The sequence below is a fragment of the Aeromonas bestiarum genome (genome assembly GCF_028751155.1).
In the GTDB taxonomy this organism is placed as follows: domain Bacteria; phylum Pseudomonadota; class Gammaproteobacteria; order Enterobacterales; family Aeromonadaceae; genus Aeromonas; species Aeromonas bestiarum.
The window spans coordinates 351,420-371,186 of the sequence record NZ_CP064746.1; the positions used below are offsets into that span (position 1 = coordinate 351,420).

A 19,767-nucleotide genomic window follows, 5' to 3' on the forward strand; every position below is an offset into this window, starting at 1 on the left:
GCTGGTGGCGGGTCTTGCCATCACAAGGAGTGAGCCATGATCCGACATATTCTGCTGATCACCTTCAAGGGTGAGGCCAGTCCCGACGCTATCGCGGCCGTCAGGGCGGCCTTTCTCGCCATCTCGCACCAGGTCAGCGGCGTGCTGGCCGTGGAGTGGGGCCAAAATGACAGTCCGGAGGGACGGGCCGAGGGCTTTACCCACAGCGTGCTGATGACCTTCGCCGATGAAGCTGCCCGCCAGCGCTATCTGCCCCACCCGGATCACGATGCCCTCAAGGCCATCTTCCGCCCGGTGCTGGAACGTATCATAGTGCTGGATTACACCCTGCAGGCCGGCGATGCGGTTGCTGTTGGGACGCTGTCATGATGGAGGATGAGCGCTGGGGCAAGATTCCACCGCTGCAATTGACGTTGTTGCGAGCCGTGGTGGAACATGGCAAAGCCCATCCCGCCATTGGTGCCGGGGTGGTGGTTGGTTCGCTTGCCAAAGGAAAGGCGGACCGGGTCTCTGATGTCGATGTCTTGTTGCTGGCCGAGCCGGGTTTTCATCAGCATGGGGAAGCGCTGGTTCGTTCCATTGTCGGTGAACGTGCGGTGTTCCACTGTTGGCAAGGAAGACATGAAGATGTCTGTTCCTACTGGCGCTATATCTTCCTGGATATGTCCAGCATCGAGATCCATATCCTTGATCGCGATGCCGGTTTCCCGCTTGCCAAGCCTTACATGCCTCTTTTTGATAAAACCCATTCGCTATCTGCGCTGGAGGTCGCGGGGCCCGCGCCCAGCCATTGGGATTTCCCTGCCTACATGGGGGACGGTAATGGTCTGGTGTGGGAGCTGTTCGATTGCCTCAAATGGGCGGAACGGGGTCAACGGGGATTAGTCAGGCATCATCTGCGTAAACTGTTGGCAGAGATGGATAAAGACCCGGATATTGTGGATCGCGAGTAACGCGGACAAGGAGAGAACCATGTGGTTAGCCGCAATACAGCTGGTATCGGGCCGCAACTGGCATGATAACCGGGAGCAGATCGCCGCCGAGCTGGCCCTGCTGCCGAGTGAGCGGCCGCTGCTGGTGCTGCTGCCGGAGAACTTCGCCCTGTTTGGCGAGCGGCAGGGTTATCTGGACGGGGCCGAGGCAATCGGTGCAGGACCGATCCAGGCCCAGCTGGCCGAGTGGGCCCGTGTTCATGGCATCTGGCTGGTGGCGGGGGCCATGCCGACCACCATCGCCGGTTCGGAGCATATCCACACCAGCTCGCTGGTGTTTGACCCAAGTGGCGAGCTCAAGGGGCACTACCACAAGATCCATCTGTTCGATGTGGACGTGGCCGACAATCAGGGTCGCTACCGGGAGTCGGAGACTTTCAGCCCGGGGAGTCAGCCTGTGCTGGTGGACTCCCCCTTTGGTCCCCTCGGCCTCTCTATCTGTTATGATCTGCGCTTTCCCGAGCTTTACCGCCAGCTGGCCCGGGCCGGAGCCCGCGTGCTGCTGGTGCCTGCCGCCTTTACCGCCGTGACCGGCGAGGCGCACTGGGAGCCGCTGCTGCGGGCCCGCGCCATCGAGAACCAGTGCTATCTGGTGGCCGCCAATCAGGGCGGTACCCACGAGACGGGGCGCCAGACCTGGGGCCACAGCATGGTGATCGACCCCTGGGGCCGGGTGCTGGCCTGCCAGCCAGCGGGCCGTGCCACAGTGCTGGCAAAGATGGATGCCGGGCTTGTCGATGAATTGAAGCGCACCATGCCGGTGCTGAACCATGCCCGTCTGCTTTGACGGTATGGTGGTGAATTGAAATGCAGCCTGTTGGCGGTGCTGAGCTGTGCCCGCCTGCTCTGATGGCGTGATGAAAAATTGAAACGCAGCCGCTGACCGCTACTAAGCCGGGTCCGGCTGTTGTCGGGTCGATTGGGCAAAGTCTGATCGGCCGTGATGCAGACCCTATGCAATTGGATTCGCAGCCATTCGATGATGCCGCCATGCGGCCAATCGACCCTGCGAGTCGACAAACGGTTAAAACATCTCGTTACGAGAGTGGAGAAGAAGATTGAGTCTATTGAGCCAGGTTAGTGCCTCCCTGTTGGCCCCGAACGACCTAGATGAAGGCCGCCTGCAACAGCTGCTCGGCAGCCTGATGAGCCATCAGGTGGAGTTCGGCGACCTCTATTTCCAGCGCAGCTGGCACGAGTCCTGGATGCTGGAAGACGGCATCGTCAAGGATGGCAGCTACAACATCGACCAGGGCGTCGGGGTCCGCGCCGTCAGTGGCGAGAAGACCGGCTTTGCCTACTCCGATGAGCTGAGCCTGCTGGCGCTGCAACAGTCGGTTACCGCCGCCCGTGGCATAGCCGCCGCCGGGGCGCAGGGCAAGGTGAAAGCCTGGGCCCGCACCGAAGCAAACCTGCTCTATCCGGCCATGGATCCGCTGCAGACCCTCGACAAGCACCAGAAGATCGCCCTGCTGGAGCAGATGGACAAGTTTGCCCGCAGCCTGGATCCGGCCATCAATCAGGTGATGGCCTCCATCAGCGGCGTCTATGAAGAGATACTGGTGGCCGCCACCGACGGCACGCTCGCTGCCGACGTGCGCCCGCTGGTACGCTTGTCGGTGACAGTGATCGCCGAGAAGGGGGATCGCCGGGAGCGCGGCAGCGCGGGTGGCGGTGGTCGCTGCGGTTACGACTATTTCCTGGAGCTGGACGGGCTGGAGAGCCGGGCCTTTGGCTATGTGCGCGAGGCGGTGCGTCAGGCGCTGGTCAACCTCGAAGCCATAGACGCCCCGGCTGGCACCATGCCGGTGGTACTCGGTGCCGGCTGGCCCGGCGTGCTGCTGCACGAAGCCGTGGGCCACGGTCTGGAGGGGGACTTCAACCGCAAGGGCTCGTCCGCCTTCGCCGGTCGCATTGGTGAACAGGTCGCCTCCAAACACTGCACCATAGTCGATGACGGCACCCTGCCGGGTCGGCGCGGCTCCGTCAGCATAGATGATGAGGGGACGCCGGGCGGTTACAACGTCTTGATTGAGAACGGGATCCTGAAAGGCTATCTGCAGGACAAGCAGAACGCCCGCCTGATGGGGGTGCCGCTCACCGGCAACGGTCGCCGCGAATCCTACGCCGCCCTGCCTATGCCGCGCATGACCAACACCTACATGCTGGCGGGTCAGTATGATCCGGCGGAGATCATCGCCTCGGTGAAGAAGGGCATCTATGCCCCCAACTTCGGCGGCGGTCAGGTGGACATCACCTCCGGCAAGTTCGTCTTCTCCGCCTCCGAGGCCTACCTCATCGAGGATGGCAAGATAACGACCCCCATCAAGGGCGCGACCCTGATAGGCAATGGCCCAGAGGCCATGAGCCAGGTCTCCATGGTGGGTCGGGATCTGGCGCTCGATCGCGGAGTCGGCGTCTGCGGCAAGGAGGGGCAGAGCATTCCAGTCGGGGTCGGCCAGCCCACCCTCAAGCTGGACCAGCTCACAGTGGGTGGCACCTCCTAGGTTGGGTCGGCCGCGCCGTGCATAACCCGACGTGGCATCTGCAAAGTCAAACCCCGGCACCTGCCGGGGTTTTGTCATTCAGGCAGATGGCAACCAACAAAAAGCCCCGGTACATGGCCGGGGCTGGTGGATAGGGGTGACTGGGTCAGTTGACCGATATGGCTCTGGCGTCTATGTAGAAGCGTGCATTGCCTTGTGGATCGACCCTGATCTGGGCAACCAGACGATCGCTCTGTTTGTATTCCCACCGTGTTTTTATCCTGGCCAGGGCGGGACTGACTGCACCGACCACATTCAGATATTCATGAAACAGGCTGTAGCTTCCAATCTCGGTCAGCATCTTTTCCATTTGCACATCTCCTGCAGTGAGTGGGTGTCTCCACCCACAAACCTATCAAGCACACTCTGAATCGAGTCTGTACAAAAAACACACTATCTCATTTATGTGTCAGCAACATGATCAGGCGCAAGATCAGTGACGATTGTCGGCGGTTATGACACCGTTTTCAGTCAGGGCTGGCGGGCCTCTTCCAATTGTTCGAGTGCACCGGATACATGTGGCAATGCAGGTGCCGTTTGTACCGCAGGGGCGCCGTGGAACACGGGATCCTGTGCCACTTCCTTGATGCCGTTGATGCAGAACTGCATGCCCATGCACACCAGCAGGAAGCCCATGATCCTGGTCATGGCATCTATGCCGGTGGCGCCGAGGATCTTGCAGACAGGATCCGCCAGCTTGAGCACGCCCCAGCTGAGTGCGCTCATCAGGGCGAAGGCGGTCACCATGGCGGCATAGATGGTAAAGCGGTTGTACTCGTCGGGCAGCTCGGCTATCTGGGCGGCGCCGCTGATCACCAGCGCCATGGTACCCGGCCCGCACATGCTGGGCATGGTCAGCGGCACGAAGGCGATGCTCTGGTTGATATCGACCCCGGCCGCCTGGCTCGGGGCCGGAAACAGCATGCGAAAGCCGATGAAGGCGATGATAAGACCGCCGGCCAGGCGCAGGCCGGGAATGGAGATCCCGAACAGATCCAGGATGGAGGAGCCGATGAAGAAGCTGACGCAGAGGGTGCAGAACAGATAGATGGCGGCCAGATTGATCTGGCGGCGCACGTGCTCGCGCGACATGCCCTTGCTCAGCCCCAGCAGCAGGGTGGCCGTGGTGGGTGGATTGACCATGGGCAGCAGGGCAAGCAAGGCGAGAAATACGACCTGAAAGAACATCATGAACCTCGGATGACTAGAGTGGAGGAGTGTCCTGGGCCGTCGACAGGCCCGAGAGGGAGGCTATCTTATGTCGGCCGGGCTGAACACCAGCCATATGAAAAAAGCCCCGATTTCAGCGGGGCTTGCGAGGGGTCAGGCGATTTGCGGTGCAGCCTGCCGCTGGTTGCGCCGTTGCAGCCAGAGCAGCAGGCCGATGGCAAAGCCCAGTGCCGACAGGCTCACCACATAGTGGGAGGGGGCCAGCACGTCGTTCTTCATCCACAGGGTCACCAGCATGGGCGTCAGGCCGCCGAAGATGGCGTAGGCCACGTTGTAGGAGAACGACAGCCCGGAGAAACGCACCACTGCCGGGAAGGCGTTGACCATGACGTAGGGCACGGCGCCGACGATCCCGACCGCGAAGCCCGCCAGCATGTAGAGCGGGATCAGCTGATCCATGCCGGCCGCCAGGCCGTGGTAGAAGGCGTAGCTGGCGCCAGCCAGCAACAGGGAGCCCAGCATGAAGGTGGGACCGCTGCCGAGGGCATCGATCAGCCGGCCATAGAAGATGCAGCCCAGGGTCAGGGCCAGGATGGCCAGGGAGTTGGCGGTCAGGGCATCGGCGGGGCTGATGCCATGCACCTTCTGCAGGTAGGTGGGGGTCATCAGGATCACCACGACTATACCGGCGGAGAGCAACCAGGTCAGCAGCATGGAGATCAGCACGCTGCCCTTGTGATTGCGCAGCACAGTCTTGAGCGGCAGCTCTTCCGCCAGCGCCTTGTTGGCCTGCATCTCGGCGAAGACAGGGGTCTCGTGCAGCCAGCGGCGCAGGTACATGGCGACTATGCCAAACGCTCCGCCGAGTACGAAGGCCAGACGCCAACCCCAGTCGCTCACCTCGGCCGGGCTCATGCCGCGGTTGATGGCGGTGGCCACCAGGGAGCCAAGCAGTATGCCAGCCGTCAATCCCGCGGTGAGGGTGCCGCAGGCGACGCCGACCCGGCGGGCGGGCACGTGCTCTGCCACGAACACCCAGGCACCCGGCACTTCGCCACCGATGGCGGCTCCCTGCAGGATCCGCAGCAACAGCAACAGCAGGGGGGCGGCGATGCCGAGCGTGGCGTAGGTGGGCAGCAGGCCGATCAGCAGGGTCGGCAGCGCCATCAGCAATATGCTGAGGGTGAACATGCGCTTGCGGCCGATGAGATCGCCGAAGTGAGCCATGATGATGCCGCCGAGGGGGCGCGCCAGGTAACCGGCGGCGAAGATGCCGAAGGTCTGGAACTGGCGCAACCACTCGGGAATGTCGGCCGGGAAGAACAGCTCGCCGATCACCACGGCGAAGAAGACGAAGATGATAAAGTCGTAGAATTCGAGGGCGCCACCGAGGGCGGCCAGGCTCAGGGTCTTGTAATCCTGTCGGTTGAGGGGACGGCTGTGGTCGTAAGCTTGCGTGACTGTCGTCATATCCTTATGTTTCCCATCGTTTTTTTAGTTATTGTTCCCCATCCTTTGAGGGGACACGCTCATGACCGAGGGTATGCTTTTGCATCCCGGTATGTAAATCGCACAATTCGCAACACTGTCTTGCAGCTTTTTGGTGCAGTGAGACGGAGCGACACGCTCAAGCGCCGGGCTCCTCGCCCGGACGAATAATCAGGACGATGGCCGGCGCCTTGCCGGCTCCGACCTCAAGATAGCTGGAGAAATCATATGAAGACCAAGGTGCTGCTCTCCTGGAGCAGCGGCAAGGACAGCGCCTGGGCGCTGCACGCACTGCGGCAGGATCCGGCCATCGAGGTGGTGGGACTGTTCACCACCCTCAACCAGGCGTTCGAACGGGTGGCCATGCACGGGGTGCGCAAGCAGTTGCTGCTGGCACAGGCCGAGTGCGTGGGCTTGCCGCTGACCACCATCGACCTGCCCTGGCCCTGCAGCAATGAAGATTACGCCCGCATCATGACCGACTTCATCGTGGACATGGTGGCGCAGGGGATCCGCCACATGGCGTTTGGCGATCTCTTCCTCGAGGATGTGCGCGCCTATCGGGAGCGGCAGCTGGCGGGGACGGGGATCACGCCGTTGTTTCCGCTATGGGGCAGCAAGACCGACGAGCTGGCTGGCGAGATGATGGCAGCAGGGCTCAGGGCCAGGATCAGCACCCTGGATCCGCACAAGCTGCCTGCCACCCTCGGCGGACATGAGTTTGACGCGGCCTTGCTGGCGGTCCTGCCCGCCGGGGTGGACCCCTGCGGCGAGAACGGCGAGTTTCATACCCTGGCCTGGGACGGCCCCATGTTCCAGCGGCCGCTGGCCATCCGGGTGGGGGAGACGGTGGAGCGGGACGGCTTCGTCTTCACCGACCTGCTGCCTGCCGATCTCCCTATCGTCTAGTCGGTATTGGTCTCCCGCTCGCCCTTGTCGTCGTTGTAGCGCAGGGCTATGTCGTGAAACTGCGAGTGGATGCGGGCGAAGGTATCCGTGATGTCGGGGTCGAAGTGGCTGCTGCGCCCCGCCAATATGATGGGAACCACCTCATCGTGGGACATGGCGGCCTTGTAGCAGCGCTTGCTGATCAAGGCATCGTACACATCCGCCAGCGCCATCAGCCTGGCAGAGAGGGGGATCTCGTCCCCCATCAGGCCATAGGGGTAGCCGGTGCCATCCCACTTTTCATGGTGGTAACAGGCGATCTCCTTGGCCAGGCGCAGAAACTCGACCTCCACCCCCAGCGCCTCCTCGGCATGGACTATGGCCTCCTTGCCGAGGATGGAGTGATGCTTCATCTGGGCAAATTCGTCTGCATCCAGCTTGCCGGGTTTTAGCAGGATCCGGTCCGGCACGCCGACCTTGCCGATGTCGTGCAGGGGCGCCGACTTGAACAGCAGTTCTATGGTCTTGGGGGTCAGCTCGGCGCGAAAGCGGGGGTGATCGCACAGGGTCTCCGCCAGCAGCTTCACGTAGTGCTGGGTGCGCAGTATGTGGTTGCCGGTCTCGTTGTCGCGGGTCTCGGCCAGAGAGGCGAGTGAGTGGATGGTGATGTTCTGGATCAGCTCGTTCTCCCGGGTGCGCCGTTCCACCTCCTGCTCCAGATAGGCGTTCTGGTCGTGCAGCAGGTCCCGCGCGGCTTTCAGCTCCAGATGGTTTCTGACGCGGGCCAGCACGATGGCGGGGGTGATCGGCTTGTGGATATAGTCCACAGCGCCCAGCGCCAGCCCGTGTGCCTCCGCGCTCTCCTCCACCTTGGCGGTCAGGAAGATCACTGGAATGTCCCGCGTCTGCGGCATCTCCTGCAGCGCCTGCATCACCTGGTAACCGTCCATCAGGGGCATCACCACATCGAGCAGGATCAGATCCACCCGGGTGCCGGCCGACAGTATCTCCAGCGCCCGCCGGCCGCTGATGGCCACCTTGACTCTATAGTGAGGGCTCAGCAAGGCGCTGAGCAGGGAGAGATTCTCCGGCGTGTCATCGACCACCAGCAGGGTGGGTTTGGTGTCGGGATCCAGCAAATTGAGCATGATGGTGCCCTCACTCTTGGTTGAACAGATCGGGCTTGAGGGCCCGGACTTGTTGCAGATGTGCCAATGCGTCGGTGAAGCGGAACCGGGTCATGGCGTTGGCCATGGCCGGTGCGGCCTCCTCCAGCAAGGGGGCGAGCCTGGCCTGATGGTGCTGGAACAGGATGAAGGCCTCGGCATCATCCTCCAGCAGCAACTGGGTCAGCCGTGTCAGTACGGACGCTATGTCCGGTTGCGCCAGCTCGGATCGAGCCGGGGAGGCCTGGGGGGGCAGCAGGGGGAGCAAGCCATCGGTCAGTTGTTGCTGCATCTGCAACCCCTGCTCGGCCAGGGGTAACAGGCTGCTGGCATCGTCTCCCCGGGCGATGGCACTCTCCAGCCGGGCCGCTATGTCCCGTAGCGGGTCGGCGCCCAGGGTGGCGGCTATGCCCTTGAGAGTATGGGCTTGCCGATGCGCCTCTTCGCTATCGTTTTTCTGCAGGGCGGCGATCAGATGCTGCATGGGTTGAGCGCCCTGCTGGGCGAAGCGGCGCAGCAGGTCCCGATACCACTCCCAGTTGTGCATCAGGCGCTGCAGTGCTGTCTCTGCCTTGAACCCGAGCGCCTGCAACTGCGCCTGCAAGGGCTCCTCGCGCTGGGTCACCGAGGACTTGATCCGCCCCCCGGTTTCACGGCTGAAGGAGGTCGCCCAGCGCTGCAGGGCGGCATAAAGCTTGTCGGGATCTATGGGTTTGGCGATGTGGTCATCCATGCCAGCCTCCAGGCAGCGCTCCCGATCGCCGGCCATGACATTGGCCGTCATCGCCAGGATCGGGATGTGATGCCCCTCGCGCTCCTGCAGGCGCAGTAGCCGGGTAGCGGCCAGCCCGTCCATTACCGGCATCTGCATGTCCATCAGGATCAGATCGTAGTGCGCTTGCTCCGCCATCTTCAGGGCGATGGCGCCATTGGCGGCTATGTCGACCTTGGCCCCGACCGCTCGCAGCAGCTCCCGCGCCACCTGCTGGTTCAGCTCATTATCTTCCGCCAGCAGTATGGTGAGCCCGTCGAAGCGGTAGCTGTGGGTCGGTTGTTGTGACTTGAAGGCGACCGGCGTGGCTTGCTGGCCAAACAGACCTATGACGGTATCAAACAGCACTGAGGCGCACACCGGCTTGACCAGTACCCGGTCAAATCCGGCGGCCTCCGCCTCGCGAAACACCTCCTCCCGTCCGTAACCCGTCACCATGACCCGGTAGGGGCGTTGGGTGAAGCCGCGGGCGATGAGGCGGCGACCCGTTTCTATGCCATCCAGCCCCGGCATGTGCCAATCCAGCAGCACCACCTCATAGGGTCTCCCCTCCTGCTCGGCGCTGGCGATCATCTGCAGCGCCTGCTGGCCAGACTCTGCTGTGTCCACCACGAAGCTCATGCTGCTCAGCAGGGCGGCCAGTATGGTGCGGGCGCTGGCGCTGTCGTCGGCCACCAGCATGCGGCGGCCGCGCAGATCCAGGCTGGGCAGGTAGCGGGATCTGTACCTGCCCCGGCCAAGCCGGGCGGTAAACCAGAAGGTGCTGCCCTGGCCCGGTTCACTCTGCACCCCCACCTCGCCCCCCATCAGTTCCGCCAGCTTGCGGGAGATGGCGAGGCCGAGGCCGGTGCCGCCGTACTTGCGGGTGGTGGAGCTGTCCGCCTGCTGGAAGGACTGGAACAGCCGCTGCTGCTGTTCCTGGCTCATGCCGATCCCCGTGTCCTGCACAGAGCAGTGCAGCAGCACCTCCTGCGGCAGCTTCTCCAGGCAGCTGACCTTGACCAGGATCTCGCCCTGCTCAGTGAACTTGACCGCGTTGTTGGCATAGTTGATCAGGATCTGGCCGAGGCGCAGCGGATCGCCATAGAGCAGGGTGTCGAGCTGGTGGTCGACCTCGAACAGCAACTCTATGCCCTTGGCTTCGGCCTTCTCCCCCACCAGGGTCGCCAGGTTTTCCAGCACATGGTCGAGATCGAATTCGATCCGCTCCAGATCCAGCTTGCCGGCCTCGATCTTGGAGAAGTCGAGGATGTCGTTGATGATGCCGAGCAGGTGCTGGGCGGAGCGCTGGATCTTGCCCACGTAGTCGAACTGCTGCGGGTCGAGCCGGGTTTGCAGGGCGAGGTGGGCCATGCCGAGGATGGCGTTCATGGGGGTGCGGATCTCGTGGCTCATGTTGGCGAGAAAGTCGCTCTTGGCCCGGGTCGCGCTCTCTGCCAGTTCATAGGCTTGTTCCAGCTCCTGATTCTTGGTCTGCATCACGGCGAACAGCTCTTCCCGGGTCGGCTCGGCGAATTGCTGCTGCATCTGTTGCAGCATGCTGTCATCCGGCCAGCGGGGCAGGTGGCAGACCAGGGCGATGGCACTGTCCGAGTGAGATACCAGCCGTATGGTGCCATGGGTGGCACCGGGTGAACCGGGTTGCAGCGGTTCATCGGCGGCCAGAGATAACCAGAGTTCCTGCGTCTTGCTCTCCAGCCACAACCGCAGTTGCAGCCAGCCGGTCGTCGCCGCCAGCTGGCGCACCAGCTCCGAGGTGGCCCCCGCCAGCGGTGCCACGAAGGTGGGGCTCTTGTCGATACAGGTGAGTACCTGGATCACCTTGCGTCTGGCGGTGAGGGCCGCCGTCGGGCCGGAGAGCCGGATGTCGCCTATCAGCTGTTGCATCTAGCCTTCCTCATCCGTTTTTACCCGCAACACTATGCAGCTCGCATCGTCCGTACTGCGGCCGCTGTGGGCTATGACCTGGCGAGCCAGGGCCGCGGGAGCCGCCCCCAGATCCAGCGCGCCGTCGCGCAGGTTGAGTGATTCGCTGATGCCATCCGAGTAGAGCATCACCACATCCCCCGGCACTATGGGTTGACGCTGCAGCAAGGGGGTGGGGAAACGCTCCCCCAGCACGCCGTCGCGTGAGATGCCGCGCCAGGGCTCGTGGCCACGCAGGCAGATGCGGGTATTGCCGATGCCGGCATAGCTCAGCTCGCCGCGTTCGCCATTGATCAGCGCCACGCCGGCGGCGGCTCCCCGGGTGCCGATGCAGTGCTGGTGGAGCAGTTGCAGCAGACGGGCGGGCTCCTGCTCCTGGCTGTTGTGCAGTGCCTCCTCCAGGGTCTGCACCAGCTTGTTGGCCGAGACGCCGTGACCGCTCACATCGATCAGCACCAACGAAACCCCGTCGGGGCCGGGGCGAATAAACGCCAAGTCGCCCGAGACCCGCTCCGGATAGCAGGGCCGGTTCTCGCTTGCCCACACCAGAGTCAGCGCGCGGGTGTTCGACACCGTAGTGGGCAGAGTGACGCGCGTCATCAAGGGCGCTGCCCCGAGCCACTTGCGGGCCTGTACCAAGGTGCCCCCTTCGGGCGATGTGCTGATGGTGACTTCGGACATCATGCGCCGCACGCTTGGCAGCCCCAGCCCAAGCGTGCCCGAGGTGCTGTAGTGATCCTGCATGGCCTGGTGCACATCCGGGATGCCGGGCCCCTTGTCACGGGCGATGATGTCGATGCAGGGGCGTCCCTTGGGGTGATGGAGAGCCAGGGTGATCTCCCCCTGCTCGGCGTATTTCAGGATATTGCTGCCAAGTTCGGAGACCACGGTGGAGAGCATGGCGCGGTCCACCTCGGACAGGCTGGCGATGAAGGGGAGGCGACGCACCGCCATCACCGTCAGGTGCAGGTCGATGTTGTGGCGCAACGGATACCTGGCTTCCTGCGCTGTCTGTTCCAGTTGCATGGGATTTACTCCTCGGCCTTGAGGCGATTGACATGGGCGAAGGCATCGTCCATGTCGATGAAGCAGCGCAGCTGTCCCGGCTGCGCCTCGGCCAGCGCCAGAAAGGCGGCGATCCCTGCATTCAACCCGACCAGCAGGCAGATGGCGCCGAGCAGGCGGCACACGTCGGCCAGCTTGCACACCTGTCTGAATTCGTGGTGATCGAGCAGCATGACGCCGGAGAAGTCGAGCAGCACGGCGCGCTGACGGCCCTGTACCAGCCGTTGGGAGAGGGTCTGCATCAGCAGTTGCATGCCGTCGTCACCGAGATCGGGACGCATGCTGACCACGATGCAGTCAGCCACGTCGGCTATGCCCAGATCGTTGTTGAGCTGCATGGTCATGCTCGTCTCCTAAAGGGTGGAGCCGACCCGCTTGAGGGCAATTTCGAAGGCATCCCTCAGGGTCGCCGTGGTGCGGATATCGCCGACCGAGACCCCCAGCTCAACCATGGTGCGGGCGATGGCGGGAGAGACCCCTGAAATGATGGCCTCGCACCCCATGAACTGGGTCGCCTTGGTGATCTTGATCAGCTGGTTGGCGACCCCGGTATCCACGGTGGCAACGCCGGCTATGTCCAGCACGAAGACCCGGGCCCGGGTCTCGGCAATCTTGGTGAGCGACTTGTTCATCACGTCGGCGGTGCGCATGGAGTCTATGATTCCCACCAGCGGCAACAGCAGGATGCCGTCCCAGATGGGGGTGACCGGTGTCGACATCTCCTGCAACGACTTGTGCAGCTCCTCGCGTACCCTGGCGGCCTCTTCCGCCTCCTCCATGGCCCGCTTGAGCTGACGGTGCTGCTCCACCTGGGCCGTGATGTTGGTGGCAAACTTGACGATCTTGCTGGGCTTGCCGTTCAGATCCAGCACCGGATTGTAGGAGCCCTGGATCCAGACCTCCTCGCCCTGCTTGCCGAGCCGGCAGAACTCGCCAGCCAGGTACTCGCCGCGGCGCAATGTCTCCCAGAAGGCGCGATAATCAGACGACTGGGCGTAATCCGGGTCGACCAGCAACCTGTGGTGCTGGCCCTTCAGCTCCTCCAGCTGGTAGCCCACTATGTCGAGAAAACGCGAGTTGGCATCCAGAATGGTGCCATCCAACGAGAACTCCACCTTGCCCATGACCCGGCTCAGGGCATTGATCTGGCCCTCGAAGTTGGCGTTGAGCTGCTTTTGTTCGGTCAGATCCATGGCGTATTCGATGATCCGGATCAGCTTGCCCTGTGCATCCAGCATCGGGCTGCAGGTGCCCAGGGTCCACACATCCCGCCCCTGCTTGTCCAGTCGGTGGAACTCCCCCTCCTGTGGCTGACCTCTGCGCAGTGCCTCCCAGAAGGCGGTATAGGATGGGGATTGCGCCTCATCCCGTGAGAGCAGCACCTCGTGGTGTTGACCCTTGAGTTCGTCCAGCGAATAGCTCATGAGGGCGAGAAAGCACGGGTTGGCGTCCAGGATCTGTCCGTCGGGGGAGAGTTCGAGCCGCGCCAGCATCTTGTCGATGGCGTCCATCTGGGCCTGGTGAGGGGATGATGCTGAGCCGGTCTTGGTGGAATGGGCAGAGGTGTGTGCGTCCATGGCATCTCCAGTGAGAGAATGTCGTTGATGTTGATATCAATAAAGGGTGTTAAGCAGTTATAGCTCACGCGGGCTCTTTAGGCCTGAATTAAGGGTCAAAAGGGGCTGGTGGCGATCAGATGTGACGATCGCTCGGATGAGGCCACATTCACGCGGCGCCTGGCGTTCATCCCGCGTGGAAAATGCCGGTTGGCGCGAGTCACCTGGTTCCGTTTTGTGGCCGGTTTCACGGTTTCGGTCGACAGCATGGGGCAGGATTGGCACCCTGTTTTATTCACGTCACGAGTCGTACCATGCCCGCTTTCCCCCGTCTTGCCCTGCTAGCCTCCCTGTTCGCCGCAACCCTCAGCCTGCCCGCCCTGGCCGATCAGGCCGTGACCAGCCCGACCGGTGTCACGACTGTGACTCTGGCCCAGCAGGCGCCCATTCACTGGGTGTCGGTGGCGCAGATTGCCGCCAGTCTGGATGGCCTGCCGCCGATGGCGGTGGGCTTCGACATCGACGACACCCTGCTCTTCTCCAGCCCGGGTTTCTATCGCGGCAAGCAGGAGTTCTCGCCCAACGACGAGAGCTACCTCAAGAATCCCGCCTTCTGGGAGAAGATGAACAACGGCTGGGATGCGTTCAGTGTGCCGAAAGAGGTGGGCAAGGCGCTGATCGCCATGCACCTCAAGCGCGGCGATCACATCTATTTCGTCACGGGTCGCTCGGCGACCAGGACCGAAACGGTGAGCCAGACGCTGCAGCAGACCATGGGGATCCCGGCCGATCGGCTCAATCCGGTGATCTTCGCCGGCGATCAACCGGGTCAGAACACCAAGGTGCAGTGGCTCAAGGATAAACAGATGAAGATCTTCTACGGCGACGCGGATGGGGATATCAAGGCGGCGCAGGCCGTGGGTGTGCGCGGCATACGCCTGCTGCGGGCAGCCAACTCCACCTACCGGCCGCTGCCGCTGGCGGGCGCTTTGGGGGAAGAGGTGATAGTCGACTCCCAGTTCTGATCGCCGTCTTGCAGTTGGCAAAAGGGCCGGCTCCTGTCAGGAGCCGGCCCTTTTTTCCTGGCGTCTAGCGGGCGGCGAAGGTATTGCAGCTGGCGGGTTTGCCGCTGTCAAAGCCGCGTTTGAACCAGGCGTAACGCTGGGCCGAGCTGCCGTGGGTGAAGCTGTCCGGGATCACCCGGCCCTGGCTCTGCTGTTGCAGGCGGTCGTCACCTATGGCCTGGGCAGCGTTGAGCGCCTCTTCCAGATCGCCATGCTCCAGCACCTGTTCCCGCTCCATGTAGTGGCCCCAGACACCGGCGAAGCAGTCGGCCTGCAGTTCGAGTTTGACCGACAGCTTGTTCTGCTCGGCGCGGCTCAGCCCCTGCTGTTGCTGGCGCATCTTGCGCTCTATGCCGAGCAGGTTCTGCACGTGGTGACCCACCTCGTGCGCCACCACATAGCCCTGGGCGAAGTCGCCGTCGGCTCCCAGCTTGTCACGCATCTCCTGATAGAAGGAGAGGTCTATGTAGACGGTGCGATCCGCCGGGCAGTAGAAGGGGCCCATCACCGACTGGCCCTGACCGCAGCCGGTACGGGTTGCGCCGCGATAGAGCACCAGTTTGGGGGCCTGATAGGGGTTGCCGCTCTGCTGGAAGATCTCGCCCCAGGCATCTTCGGTGGAGGCCAGCATCACCGAGGTAAACTTGGCCAGGGGATCCTTGGCCGGCTGAGACACCTCCTGACGCTGGGGCTGGCTCTGGGTCGTCGGCTCGTTGAGCAGGGGGGAGAGGTCCACCCCGTAGTAGCCGGCCACCATGACTACCACCAGCAGGATCAGGCGACCCTTGCCGCCGATGGGAAGCCCGCCACCGCCGCCCTGTTGGCGCCTGTCTTCAACATTGTTGCTCTCACGGCGATTCTGCCAGCGCATAGCCTTGCTCCCCTCATGTGCAATGGCAGTAATGATAATGGCTGGCGGTGCGGCTTGCCTAACGGGGCCAGGCCTGCGGCAGGGCCGCAATCGGCTGGCAAGCGCGTTTATTCGGCCCAGGGCATCTCGGGCAGGGAGTCCAGAAACTGGGCGTAACGCTCGAGGTTGAAGGGACCCTGTTCCGCCTCCATCGCCATCAGTTCGGCGCCCAGGGCACAGGCTATGTATTGCAGCGCCTCTTCCCGTGGGGTGCCCTTCATCACCAGCCGCATCAGGGTCGCCTTGACCTGCAACGGGTGACCATCGATCAGCTGGTTGTCGACCATCTCCAGCAGGGTCTGTTCGTCAAAGAACTCGGTGGGTTCGCTCATGTTCAACTTCCTCGTCATATCATAAAGGGTGCCAGTATAGCCACAATGCTATTAACACATTGAAATATGTCGATAAAAACATTCCTGTGAGGCCGCTTTTTGTTACCCATACTTACTGAGGGTTTGCTGTCGGCAAACGAAAGACATCATAAAATTGCATGGACGGATATCAAGATGCCCACCATAGACTCGCTGTTATCCAAGCCCCAAAATCTGCCCAATGTGCCCGAAGTCATGCGCGATCTGGTGCAGACCTTCAGTGAGAAGGAACCGGATATCCTGTTGATCGCCAAGAAGATCAACAAGGATCCCGTCATTTCGGCCAAGCTGCTGCGGCTGGCCAATTCCGCCAAGTTTGGCGGCAGTCGCCAGGTCGCCACCGTCAACGAGGCTGTGGTGCGACTCGGGGTCGATGTGGTGCGCAACATGGTGCTGGCCTGCGGTTTGACAGGCTCCATCAATGCGGTGCCCGGCATCGACCTCAAACACTTCTGGGGCAAGGTGTTCGACGTGGCCGAGCTGGCCAGGCGGCTCGCCAAGCTCAAGGGCATGAAGGGGGAGGAGGTGTTCACCTGCGCCCTGCTCTATGACATGGGGCGGCTCATCATGCATGTGGGACTGCCGGAGAACATGGTGAACCACATCAAGGATCTGGAGCCAAGCAAGGGACGCGCCAAGGCCGAGGAGCTGGTGGTCGGCTTCAACTATGCCCAGACAGGGGCCGAGATGGCCAGGCGCTGGCAATTTCCCCTCAGCATCTGCCATGCGGTGGAGTATCACTACAACCCCTTGCTGGCCAAGGAGTTCTCTGCCGAGGCTGCGCTGATCCACCTGGGCATAGTGCTGGCGGCGCAGTCGGATGTGGGGGAGGAGGCACCACCCGAGTGGCCCGTCCAGGTGGCCGAGCGACTCGGCCTGGCCTGGCCGGATTGTGCCGCCGTGTTCATGGCCTTGCGCGAGCAGGGCAATGGCTATGCGGGTCTGCTGGCGGCCTGAGCCTGCTCATCCTGTTATCAGGGTCGCACTGCGGCCCTTTTTCATGGGCTTTGCCTTGCCAATGAGGCGGAGCAGGGGCAGTCTTGAGGGCCTGTTTTTGTTGAAAAGAGTCCTTGCCATGATCCTCTCCGAGCGCCTGCTGCTGCGCGAACTGACCACAGCCGATGCCCCCTTCATTCTCGAACTGCTCAACGACAGCGACTTTCACCGTTATATCGGTGATCGCGGCATACGCACCCTGCTCGACGCCGAAAACTACATCCAGCAGGGGCCTGCGGTCAGCTATGCCCGCCATGGCCACGGCCTCTATCTGGTCGCGCGCAGGAGCGATGAGGCCAGGCTCGGCATCTGCGGCCTTATCAAGCGCGATACCTTGCCGTGCGAAGACATAGGCTACGCCTTCCTGCCCGCCTATCGGGGTCAGGGTTACGGTATAGAAGCGGCGCAGGCTGCGCTGCAAGATGGTCGGGAGAGGCTGGGGATAGAGCGAGTGATCGCCATCGTCACCCCGGGCAACGAGCGCTCGGTCGCACTGCTGGCCAAGCTGGGGCTGGTGCGCAGTCGCCTGGTCAAGCTGAGCGAGGATGCTGATGAGTGTCTGCTGCTGGAGGCGGTCGGAACTCAAACCTGCCCGGTCTGAAGCGTGCAACGGCGAGGCGTGGCTGACAGTCTGTGATGGAAGGCGCTGTGAGTAACGCTGGTGCAGGAGAAATTAAGTTCAAGAGGTGAAACAAAGAGGCCGCCGTGAGTTGCGGCCTGTCTGCATCGGGCGCTGCCGGTTGGCAGGCAGGATCAGTTGAGGTCTTCGATGGAGAACTCGCCAGCGATACCATCACAGGAGATGGCGAAACCGCCGCTGAAGCGGGTGCTGAACTGGATCAGGAACGCATCGGAATCCTGCTCTTGTGGAGGCAGGTTGATGGGTTTGCTGCGACGCAGGGGCTTGTGTGTATGTATGGCTTTCATCATGGTATTTCTCTATATAAATTAAGTGTTTGCTCCTTGTTTTTGCAAATTTCAGGTTAATGGGCGCGGTCAACCGCCAGGGTCGACAAGCGCGCAGGAATACCCAGCCCGAGTCACGGGCGTCTGCACTGTCAAGGAATATGCTGGTGCATAAATCAAATTGGGTGGGCAGAACGGGTCTGCGCCGTGAGAGCCGGGCAACGCAGGCAGACAGCCTGACGGTTCTCGAGGCGAGTAAATCAGAGGAAGGTTATGTAGGTACTGGCAGGATTCATCTAACGTTGAAGCATTGCGAACATAAACAGGGCTGATTAACTAGCCGGTGCGCATTCTCTCCTCGATATGAATAAAAAGCAAACAATTATTTGGTGATTTTGTCTCAAATCCGTTTTTTCAGTATCGCCAGCCACAAAAAGGGCTCCCGTCGGGAGCCCTTTTGCATGATGCCAACCGGGGTCAGCGGGTGACTCAATAGTCGCCGGTGGCCTTCTTGGCGGCGGTGATCATGGGGGTGATGGTCATGCCCTGCACCACGATGGAGAACATCACCACAGAGTAGGTCATCACCAGGATCACTTCCCGCAGATCGACGCCGTGTTCCGGCAGCATCATGACGCCGGAGGGCAACGCCAGCGCCATGGCCATGGCCAGACCGCCGCGCAGACCGCCCCAGGTGAGGATCCGCACCGAGAACTTGTTGTAGCTGCGATAGCGGCGGAAGGCCATGTAGGGCAGTGACACGCTGATGAAGCGGGCGGCCAGACAGAGGGGAACCGCGATGACCAGCAGGATCCAGTCTTGCCAGGCGAGCTCCAGCAACACCAGCGCCAGACCGATCAACAGGAACAGCAGGGCGTTGAGGAACTGATCCATCAACTCCCAGAAGTGATCCAGGTGGTGCTTGCTCTGCTCGGAGAAGCCGGACTGGCGGGTCCAGTTGCCGATCATGATGCCGGTGACCACCATGGCCAGGGCGCCGGAGACGCCGATCATGTTGGCGAAGGCGAAGCCGGCGGTGGGAATGCAGAGGGTCAGCAGCAGCTCCAGGGAGCCGTCGTCGGTGGCGCTGATCATCACGTGGGCGATGAGGCCCAGCACGGCGCCGAACAAGATGCCGCCGAGGGCTTCATGCAGGAACAGGCCGGCCACGCTGCCGAAGGTGGGTTCAACTCCGCCAAAGGCGACGGCGAACACGGTGGCGAAGATCACCAGACCGACACCGTCGTTGAACAGGGATTCCCCTTCGATCTGGATGGCGATCTGGGGTGGCGCCTTCATCTTCTTGACGATGGCCAGCACGGCTATGGGATCGGTGGGGGAGATCAGGGCCCCGAACAACATGCAGTAGACCAGCGGCAGTTCCCAGCCCAGCAGCTTGGCGATGAACCAGAAGCCGTAGCCGATGAGGAAGGTGGAGAGCAGGGTCGCCACTATGGAGAGAATGGTGATCTCCCACTTCTGGCTACGCAATGCCTTCAGGTTGATGCCGAGACCACCGGCGAACAGCAGGAAGCCCAGGATCCCCTTCAGCAGGAAGTTCTGGAAGTCTATGCTCTCCATGGTTTTGACGGCCAGGGGTTCGAGATTGAACCAGCCCAGCTTACCGAACAACACCAGCAGCGCGGAGATCAGCATGGATCCGGCTGTGATGGCGATGGTGGTCTGGATCTTCACAACATACTGATTGGCAAAGGCGATGAAGATCGCCAAGGCTGCCAGGAAGCAGAGTGTGTAGTAGACGCTCATAGTTATTTTTCTCTTTAGTAAACAGCAAGCACGTATCCCTATTGAGGACGGGCATAGGGTACTCTGGGGTCACATGTTACTCATTACCCATTTATGAGTATATAGATCGCAATTACGGACAGATAGACGGCTAGATTTCCATTTGATTTGTTTGCTGCTAGGATGAAGTTCACGCAGTTGCATG

20 protein-coding genes are annotated in these 19,767 nt (G+C 62.0%); 8 read left to right on the forward strand and 12 right to left on the reverse strand.

Annotated features, from left to right (window positions below; translation table 11 throughout):
- Nucleotides 1–36: 36 nt before the first annotated feature.
- From IU367_RS01695 to tldD, 4 genes are all read left to right on the forward strand, one after another.
- Nucleotides 37–369 (forward strand): Dabb family protein, encoded by a 333-nt coding sequence (locus IU367_RS01695; protein WP_274453261.1) that lies wholly within the window; start codon nucleotides 37–39, stop codon nucleotides 367–369.
- Nucleotides 366–953, forward strand: a complete 588-nt coding sequence (locus IU367_RS01700; protein WP_139749525.1) for a nucleotidyltransferase domain-containing protein — start codon at nucleotides 366–368, stop codon at nucleotides 951–953. Before IU367_RS01695 ends, IU367_RS01700 begins: the two co-directional genes overlap by 4 nt.
- 19 nt (nucleotides 954–972) lie before the next feature.
- On the forward strand, nucleotides 973–1,779 hold the full coding sequence (locus IU367_RS01705) for a carbon-nitrogen hydrolase family protein (protein WP_274453262.1): 807 nt from the start codon (nucleotides 973–975) through the stop codon (nucleotides 1,777–1,779).
- Nucleotides 1,780–2,050: 271 nt separating this feature from the next.
- Nucleotides 2,051–3,499: a metalloprotease TldD gene (tldD, locus tag IU367_RS01710; RefSeq protein ID WP_181003619.1), complete on the forward strand. Its 1,449-nt coding sequence runs from the start codon at nucleotides 2,051–2,053 to the stop codon at nucleotides 3,497–3,499.
- A gap of 145 nt (nucleotides 3,500–3,644) precedes the next feature.
- Here tldD and IU367_RS01715 read toward each other — a convergent pair whose 3' ends face one another.
- The 3 genes from IU367_RS01715 to IU367_RS01725 all read right to left on the reverse strand — a co-directional run bounded on the left by IU367_RS01715 (nucleotide 3,645) and on the right by IU367_RS01725 (nucleotide 6,178).
- The gene (locus IU367_RS01715; protein WP_274453264.1) at nucleotides 3,645–3,848 is read right to left on the reverse strand and encodes a hypothetical protein; all 204 of its coding nucleotides are present in this window, start codon (nucleotides 3,846–3,848) and stop codon (nucleotides 3,645–3,647) included.
- Nucleotides 3,849–4,009: 161 nt separating this feature from the next.
- Entirely contained in the window at nucleotides 4,010–4,726 is a 717-nt protein-coding gene (locus IU367_RS01720; protein WP_274453265.1) for a MarC family NAAT transporter, read from the reverse strand.
- A gap of 135 nt (nucleotides 4,727–4,861) precedes the next feature.
- Complete coding sequence (locus IU367_RS01725; protein WP_274453267.1) at nucleotides 4,862–6,178, reverse strand: MFS transporter; 1,317 nt, start codon at nucleotides 6,176–6,178, stop codon at nucleotides 4,862–4,864.
- Nucleotides 6,179–6,424: 246 nt separating this feature from the next.
- On the opposite strand from IU367_RS01725, the gene IU367_RS01730 reads away from it, so the two are divergent.
- Nucleotides 6,425–7,105 (forward strand): adenine nucleotide alpha hydrolase, encoded by a 681-nt coding sequence (locus tag IU367_RS01730; RefSeq protein WP_274453268.1) that lies wholly within the window; start codon nucleotides 6,425–6,427, stop codon nucleotides 7,103–7,105.
- On the opposite strand, the gene IU367_RS01735 is transcribed toward IU367_RS01730, so the two are convergent.
- The 5 genes from IU367_RS01735 to IU367_RS01755 are packed head-to-tail and all read right to left on the reverse strand — an operon-like array spanning nucleotide 7,102 to nucleotide 13,590.
- The gene (locus tag IU367_RS01735) at nucleotides 7,102–8,232 is read right to left on the reverse strand and encodes an HD-GYP domain-containing protein (RefSeq protein ID WP_043134915.1); all 1,131 of its coding nucleotides are present in this window, start codon (nucleotides 8,230–8,232) and stop codon (nucleotides 7,102–7,104) included. The genes IU367_RS01730 and IU367_RS01735 overlap by 4 nt on opposite strands.
- 10 nt (nucleotides 8,233–8,242) lie before the next feature.
- On the reverse strand, nucleotides 8,243–10,909 hold the full coding sequence (locus IU367_RS01740) for a response regulator (RefSeq protein WP_274453270.1): 2,667 nt from the start codon (nucleotides 10,907–10,909) through the stop codon (nucleotides 8,243–8,245).
- Complete coding sequence (locus tag IU367_RS01745; protein ID WP_274453271.1) at nucleotides 10,910–11,974, reverse strand: ATP-binding SpoIIE family protein phosphatase; 1,065 nt, start codon at nucleotides 11,972–11,974, stop codon at nucleotides 10,910–10,912.
- A 5-nt stretch (nucleotides 11,975–11,979) separates the two neighbouring features.
- A complete protein-coding gene (locus tag IU367_RS01750; RefSeq protein ID WP_337999342.1) occupies nucleotides 11,980–12,351 on the reverse strand; it encodes an STAS domain-containing protein in 372 nt (123 codons plus the stop codon).
- 15 nt (nucleotides 12,352–12,366) lie between these two features.
- On the reverse strand, nucleotides 12,367–13,590 hold the full coding sequence (locus tag IU367_RS01755; RefSeq protein ID WP_274453273.1) for a PAS domain-containing protein: 1,224 nt from the start codon (nucleotides 13,588–13,590) through the stop codon (nucleotides 12,367–12,369).
- Between the two features lie 293 nt (nucleotides 13,591–13,883).
- Between IU367_RS01755 and aphA the strand changes: the two genes are divergently transcribed.
- The gene (aphA, locus tag IU367_RS01760) at nucleotides 13,884–14,594 is read left to right on the forward strand and encodes an acid phosphatase AphA (protein ID WP_098980961.1); all 711 of its coding nucleotides are present in this window, start codon (nucleotides 13,884–13,886) and stop codon (nucleotides 14,592–14,594) included.
- A 64-nt stretch (nucleotides 14,595–14,658) separates the two neighbouring features.
- On the opposite strand, the gene ypfJ is transcribed toward aphA, so the two are convergent.
- Both ypfJ and IU367_RS01770 read right to left on the reverse strand, forming a co-directional pair.
- Nucleotides 14,659–15,504 carry a KPN_02809 family neutral zinc metallopeptidase gene (gene ypfJ, locus IU367_RS01765; protein ID WP_274453274.1) on the reverse strand — a complete coding sequence of 282 codons (846 nt, stop codon included), beginning with the start codon at nucleotides 15,502–15,504 and terminating at the stop codon, nucleotides 14,659–14,661.
- 107 nt (nucleotides 15,505–15,611) lie between these two features.
- The gene (locus IU367_RS01770) at nucleotides 15,612–15,875 is read right to left on the reverse strand and encodes a hypothetical protein (RefSeq protein WP_043134924.1); all 264 of its coding nucleotides are present in this window, start codon (nucleotides 15,873–15,875) and stop codon (nucleotides 15,612–15,614) included.
- Nucleotides 15,876–16,049: 174 nt separating this feature from the next.
- On the opposite strand from IU367_RS01770, the gene IU367_RS01775 reads away from it, so the two are divergent.
- Entirely contained in the window at nucleotides 16,050–16,871 is an 822-nt protein-coding gene (locus IU367_RS01775) for an HDOD domain-containing protein (protein WP_043134925.1), read from the forward strand.
- 118 nt (nucleotides 16,872–16,989) lie between these two features.
- Nucleotides 16,990–17,511, forward strand: coding sequence for a GNAT family N-acetyltransferase (locus tag IU367_RS01780; protein ID WP_274453275.1), 522 nt, complete (start codon nucleotides 16,990–16,992; stop codon nucleotides 17,509–17,511).
- Between the two features lie 152 nt (nucleotides 17,512–17,663).
- Here IU367_RS01780 and IU367_RS01785 read toward each other — a convergent pair whose 3' ends face one another.
- Both IU367_RS01785 and IU367_RS01790 read right to left on the reverse strand, forming a co-directional pair.
- Nucleotides 17,664–17,840, reverse strand: coding sequence for a hypothetical protein (locus IU367_RS01785; RefSeq protein ID WP_098980954.1), 177 nt, complete (start codon nucleotides 17,838–17,840; stop codon nucleotides 17,664–17,666).
- A gap of 465 nt (nucleotides 17,841–18,305) precedes the next feature.
- Nucleotides 18,306–19,583, reverse strand: a complete 1,278-nt coding sequence (locus IU367_RS01790; protein ID WP_103471759.1) for a cation:proton antiporter — start codon at nucleotides 19,581–19,583, stop codon at nucleotides 18,306–18,308.
- Nucleotides 19,584–19,767 lie beyond the last annotated feature (184 nt).

What these genes read in the sequence shown, in the direction of transcription:
- IU367_RS01695 (WP_274453261.1), top strand. Translation starts at nt 37, where the DNA reads ATGATCCGACATATTCTGCTGATCACCTTCAAGGGTGAGGCCAGTCCC.
- IU367_RS01700 (WP_139749525.1), top strand. Translation starts at nt 366, where the DNA reads ATGATGGAGGATGAGCGCTGGGGCAAGATTCCACCGCTGCAATTGACG.
- IU367_RS01705 (WP_274453262.1), top strand. Translation starts at nt 973, where the DNA reads ATGTGGTTAGCCGCAATACAGCTGGTATCGGGCCGCAACTGGCATGAT.
- IU367_RS01715 (WP_274453264.1), bottom strand. Translation starts at nt 3,848, where the DNA reads ATGGAAAAGATGCTGACCGAGATTGGAAGCTACAGCCTGTTTCATGAA.
- IU367_RS01720 (WP_274453265.1), bottom strand. Translation starts at nt 4,726, where the DNA reads ATGTTCTTTCAGGTCGTATTTCTCGCCTTGCTTGCCCTGCTGCCCATG.
- IU367_RS01725 (WP_274453267.1), bottom strand. Translation starts at nt 6,178, where the DNA reads ATGACGACAGTCACGCAAGCTTACGACCACAGCCGTCCCCTCAACCGA.
- IU367_RS01730 (WP_274453268.1), top strand. Translation starts at nt 6,425, where the DNA reads ATGAAGACCAAGGTGCTGCTCTCCTGGAGCAGCGGCAAGGACAGCGCC.
- IU367_RS01735 (WP_043134915.1), bottom strand. Translation starts at nt 8,232, where the DNA reads ATGCTCAATTTGCTGGATCCCGACACCAAACCCACCCTGCTGGTGGTC.
- IU367_RS01740 (WP_274453270.1), bottom strand. Translation starts at nt 10,909, where the DNA reads ATGCAACAGCTGATAGGCGACATCCGGCTCTCCGGCCCGACGGCGGCC.
- IU367_RS01745 (WP_274453271.1), bottom strand. Translation starts at nt 11,974, where the DNA reads ATGCAACTGGAACAGACAGCGCAGGAAGCCAGGTATCCGTTGCGCCAC.
- IU367_RS01750 (WP_337999342.1), bottom strand. Translation starts at nt 12,351, where the DNA reads ATGCAGCTCAACAACGATCTGGGCATAGCCGACGTGGCTGACTGCATC.
- IU367_RS01755 (WP_274453273.1), bottom strand. Translation starts at nt 13,590, where the DNA reads ATGGACGCACACACCTCTGCCCATTCCACCAAGACCGGCTCAGCATCA.
- aphA (WP_098980961.1), top strand. Translation starts at nt 13,884, where the DNA reads ATGCCCGCTTTCCCCCGTCTTGCCCTGCTAGCCTCCCTGTTCGCCGCA.
- ypfJ (WP_274453274.1), bottom strand. Translation starts at nt 15,504, where the DNA reads ATGCGCTGGCAGAATCGCCGTGAGAGCAACAATGTTGAAGACAGGCGC.
- IU367_RS01770 (WP_043134924.1), bottom strand. Translation starts at nt 15,875, where the DNA reads ATGAGCGAACCCACCGAGTTCTTTGACGAACAGACCCTGCTGGAGATG.
- IU367_RS01775 (WP_043134925.1), top strand. Translation starts at nt 16,050, where the DNA reads ATGCCCACCATAGACTCGCTGTTATCCAAGCCCCAAAATCTGCCCAAT.
- IU367_RS01780 (WP_274453275.1), top strand. Translation starts at nt 16,990, where the DNA reads ATGATCCTCTCCGAGCGCCTGCTGCTGCGCGAACTGACCACAGCCGAT.
- IU367_RS01785 (WP_098980954.1), bottom strand. Translation starts at nt 17,840, where the DNA reads ATGATGAAAGCCATACATACACACAAGCCCCTGCGTCGCAGCAAACCC.
- IU367_RS01790 (WP_103471759.1), bottom strand. Translation starts at nt 19,583, where the DNA reads ATGAGCGTCTACTACACACTCTGCTTCCTGGCAGCCTTGGCGATCTTC.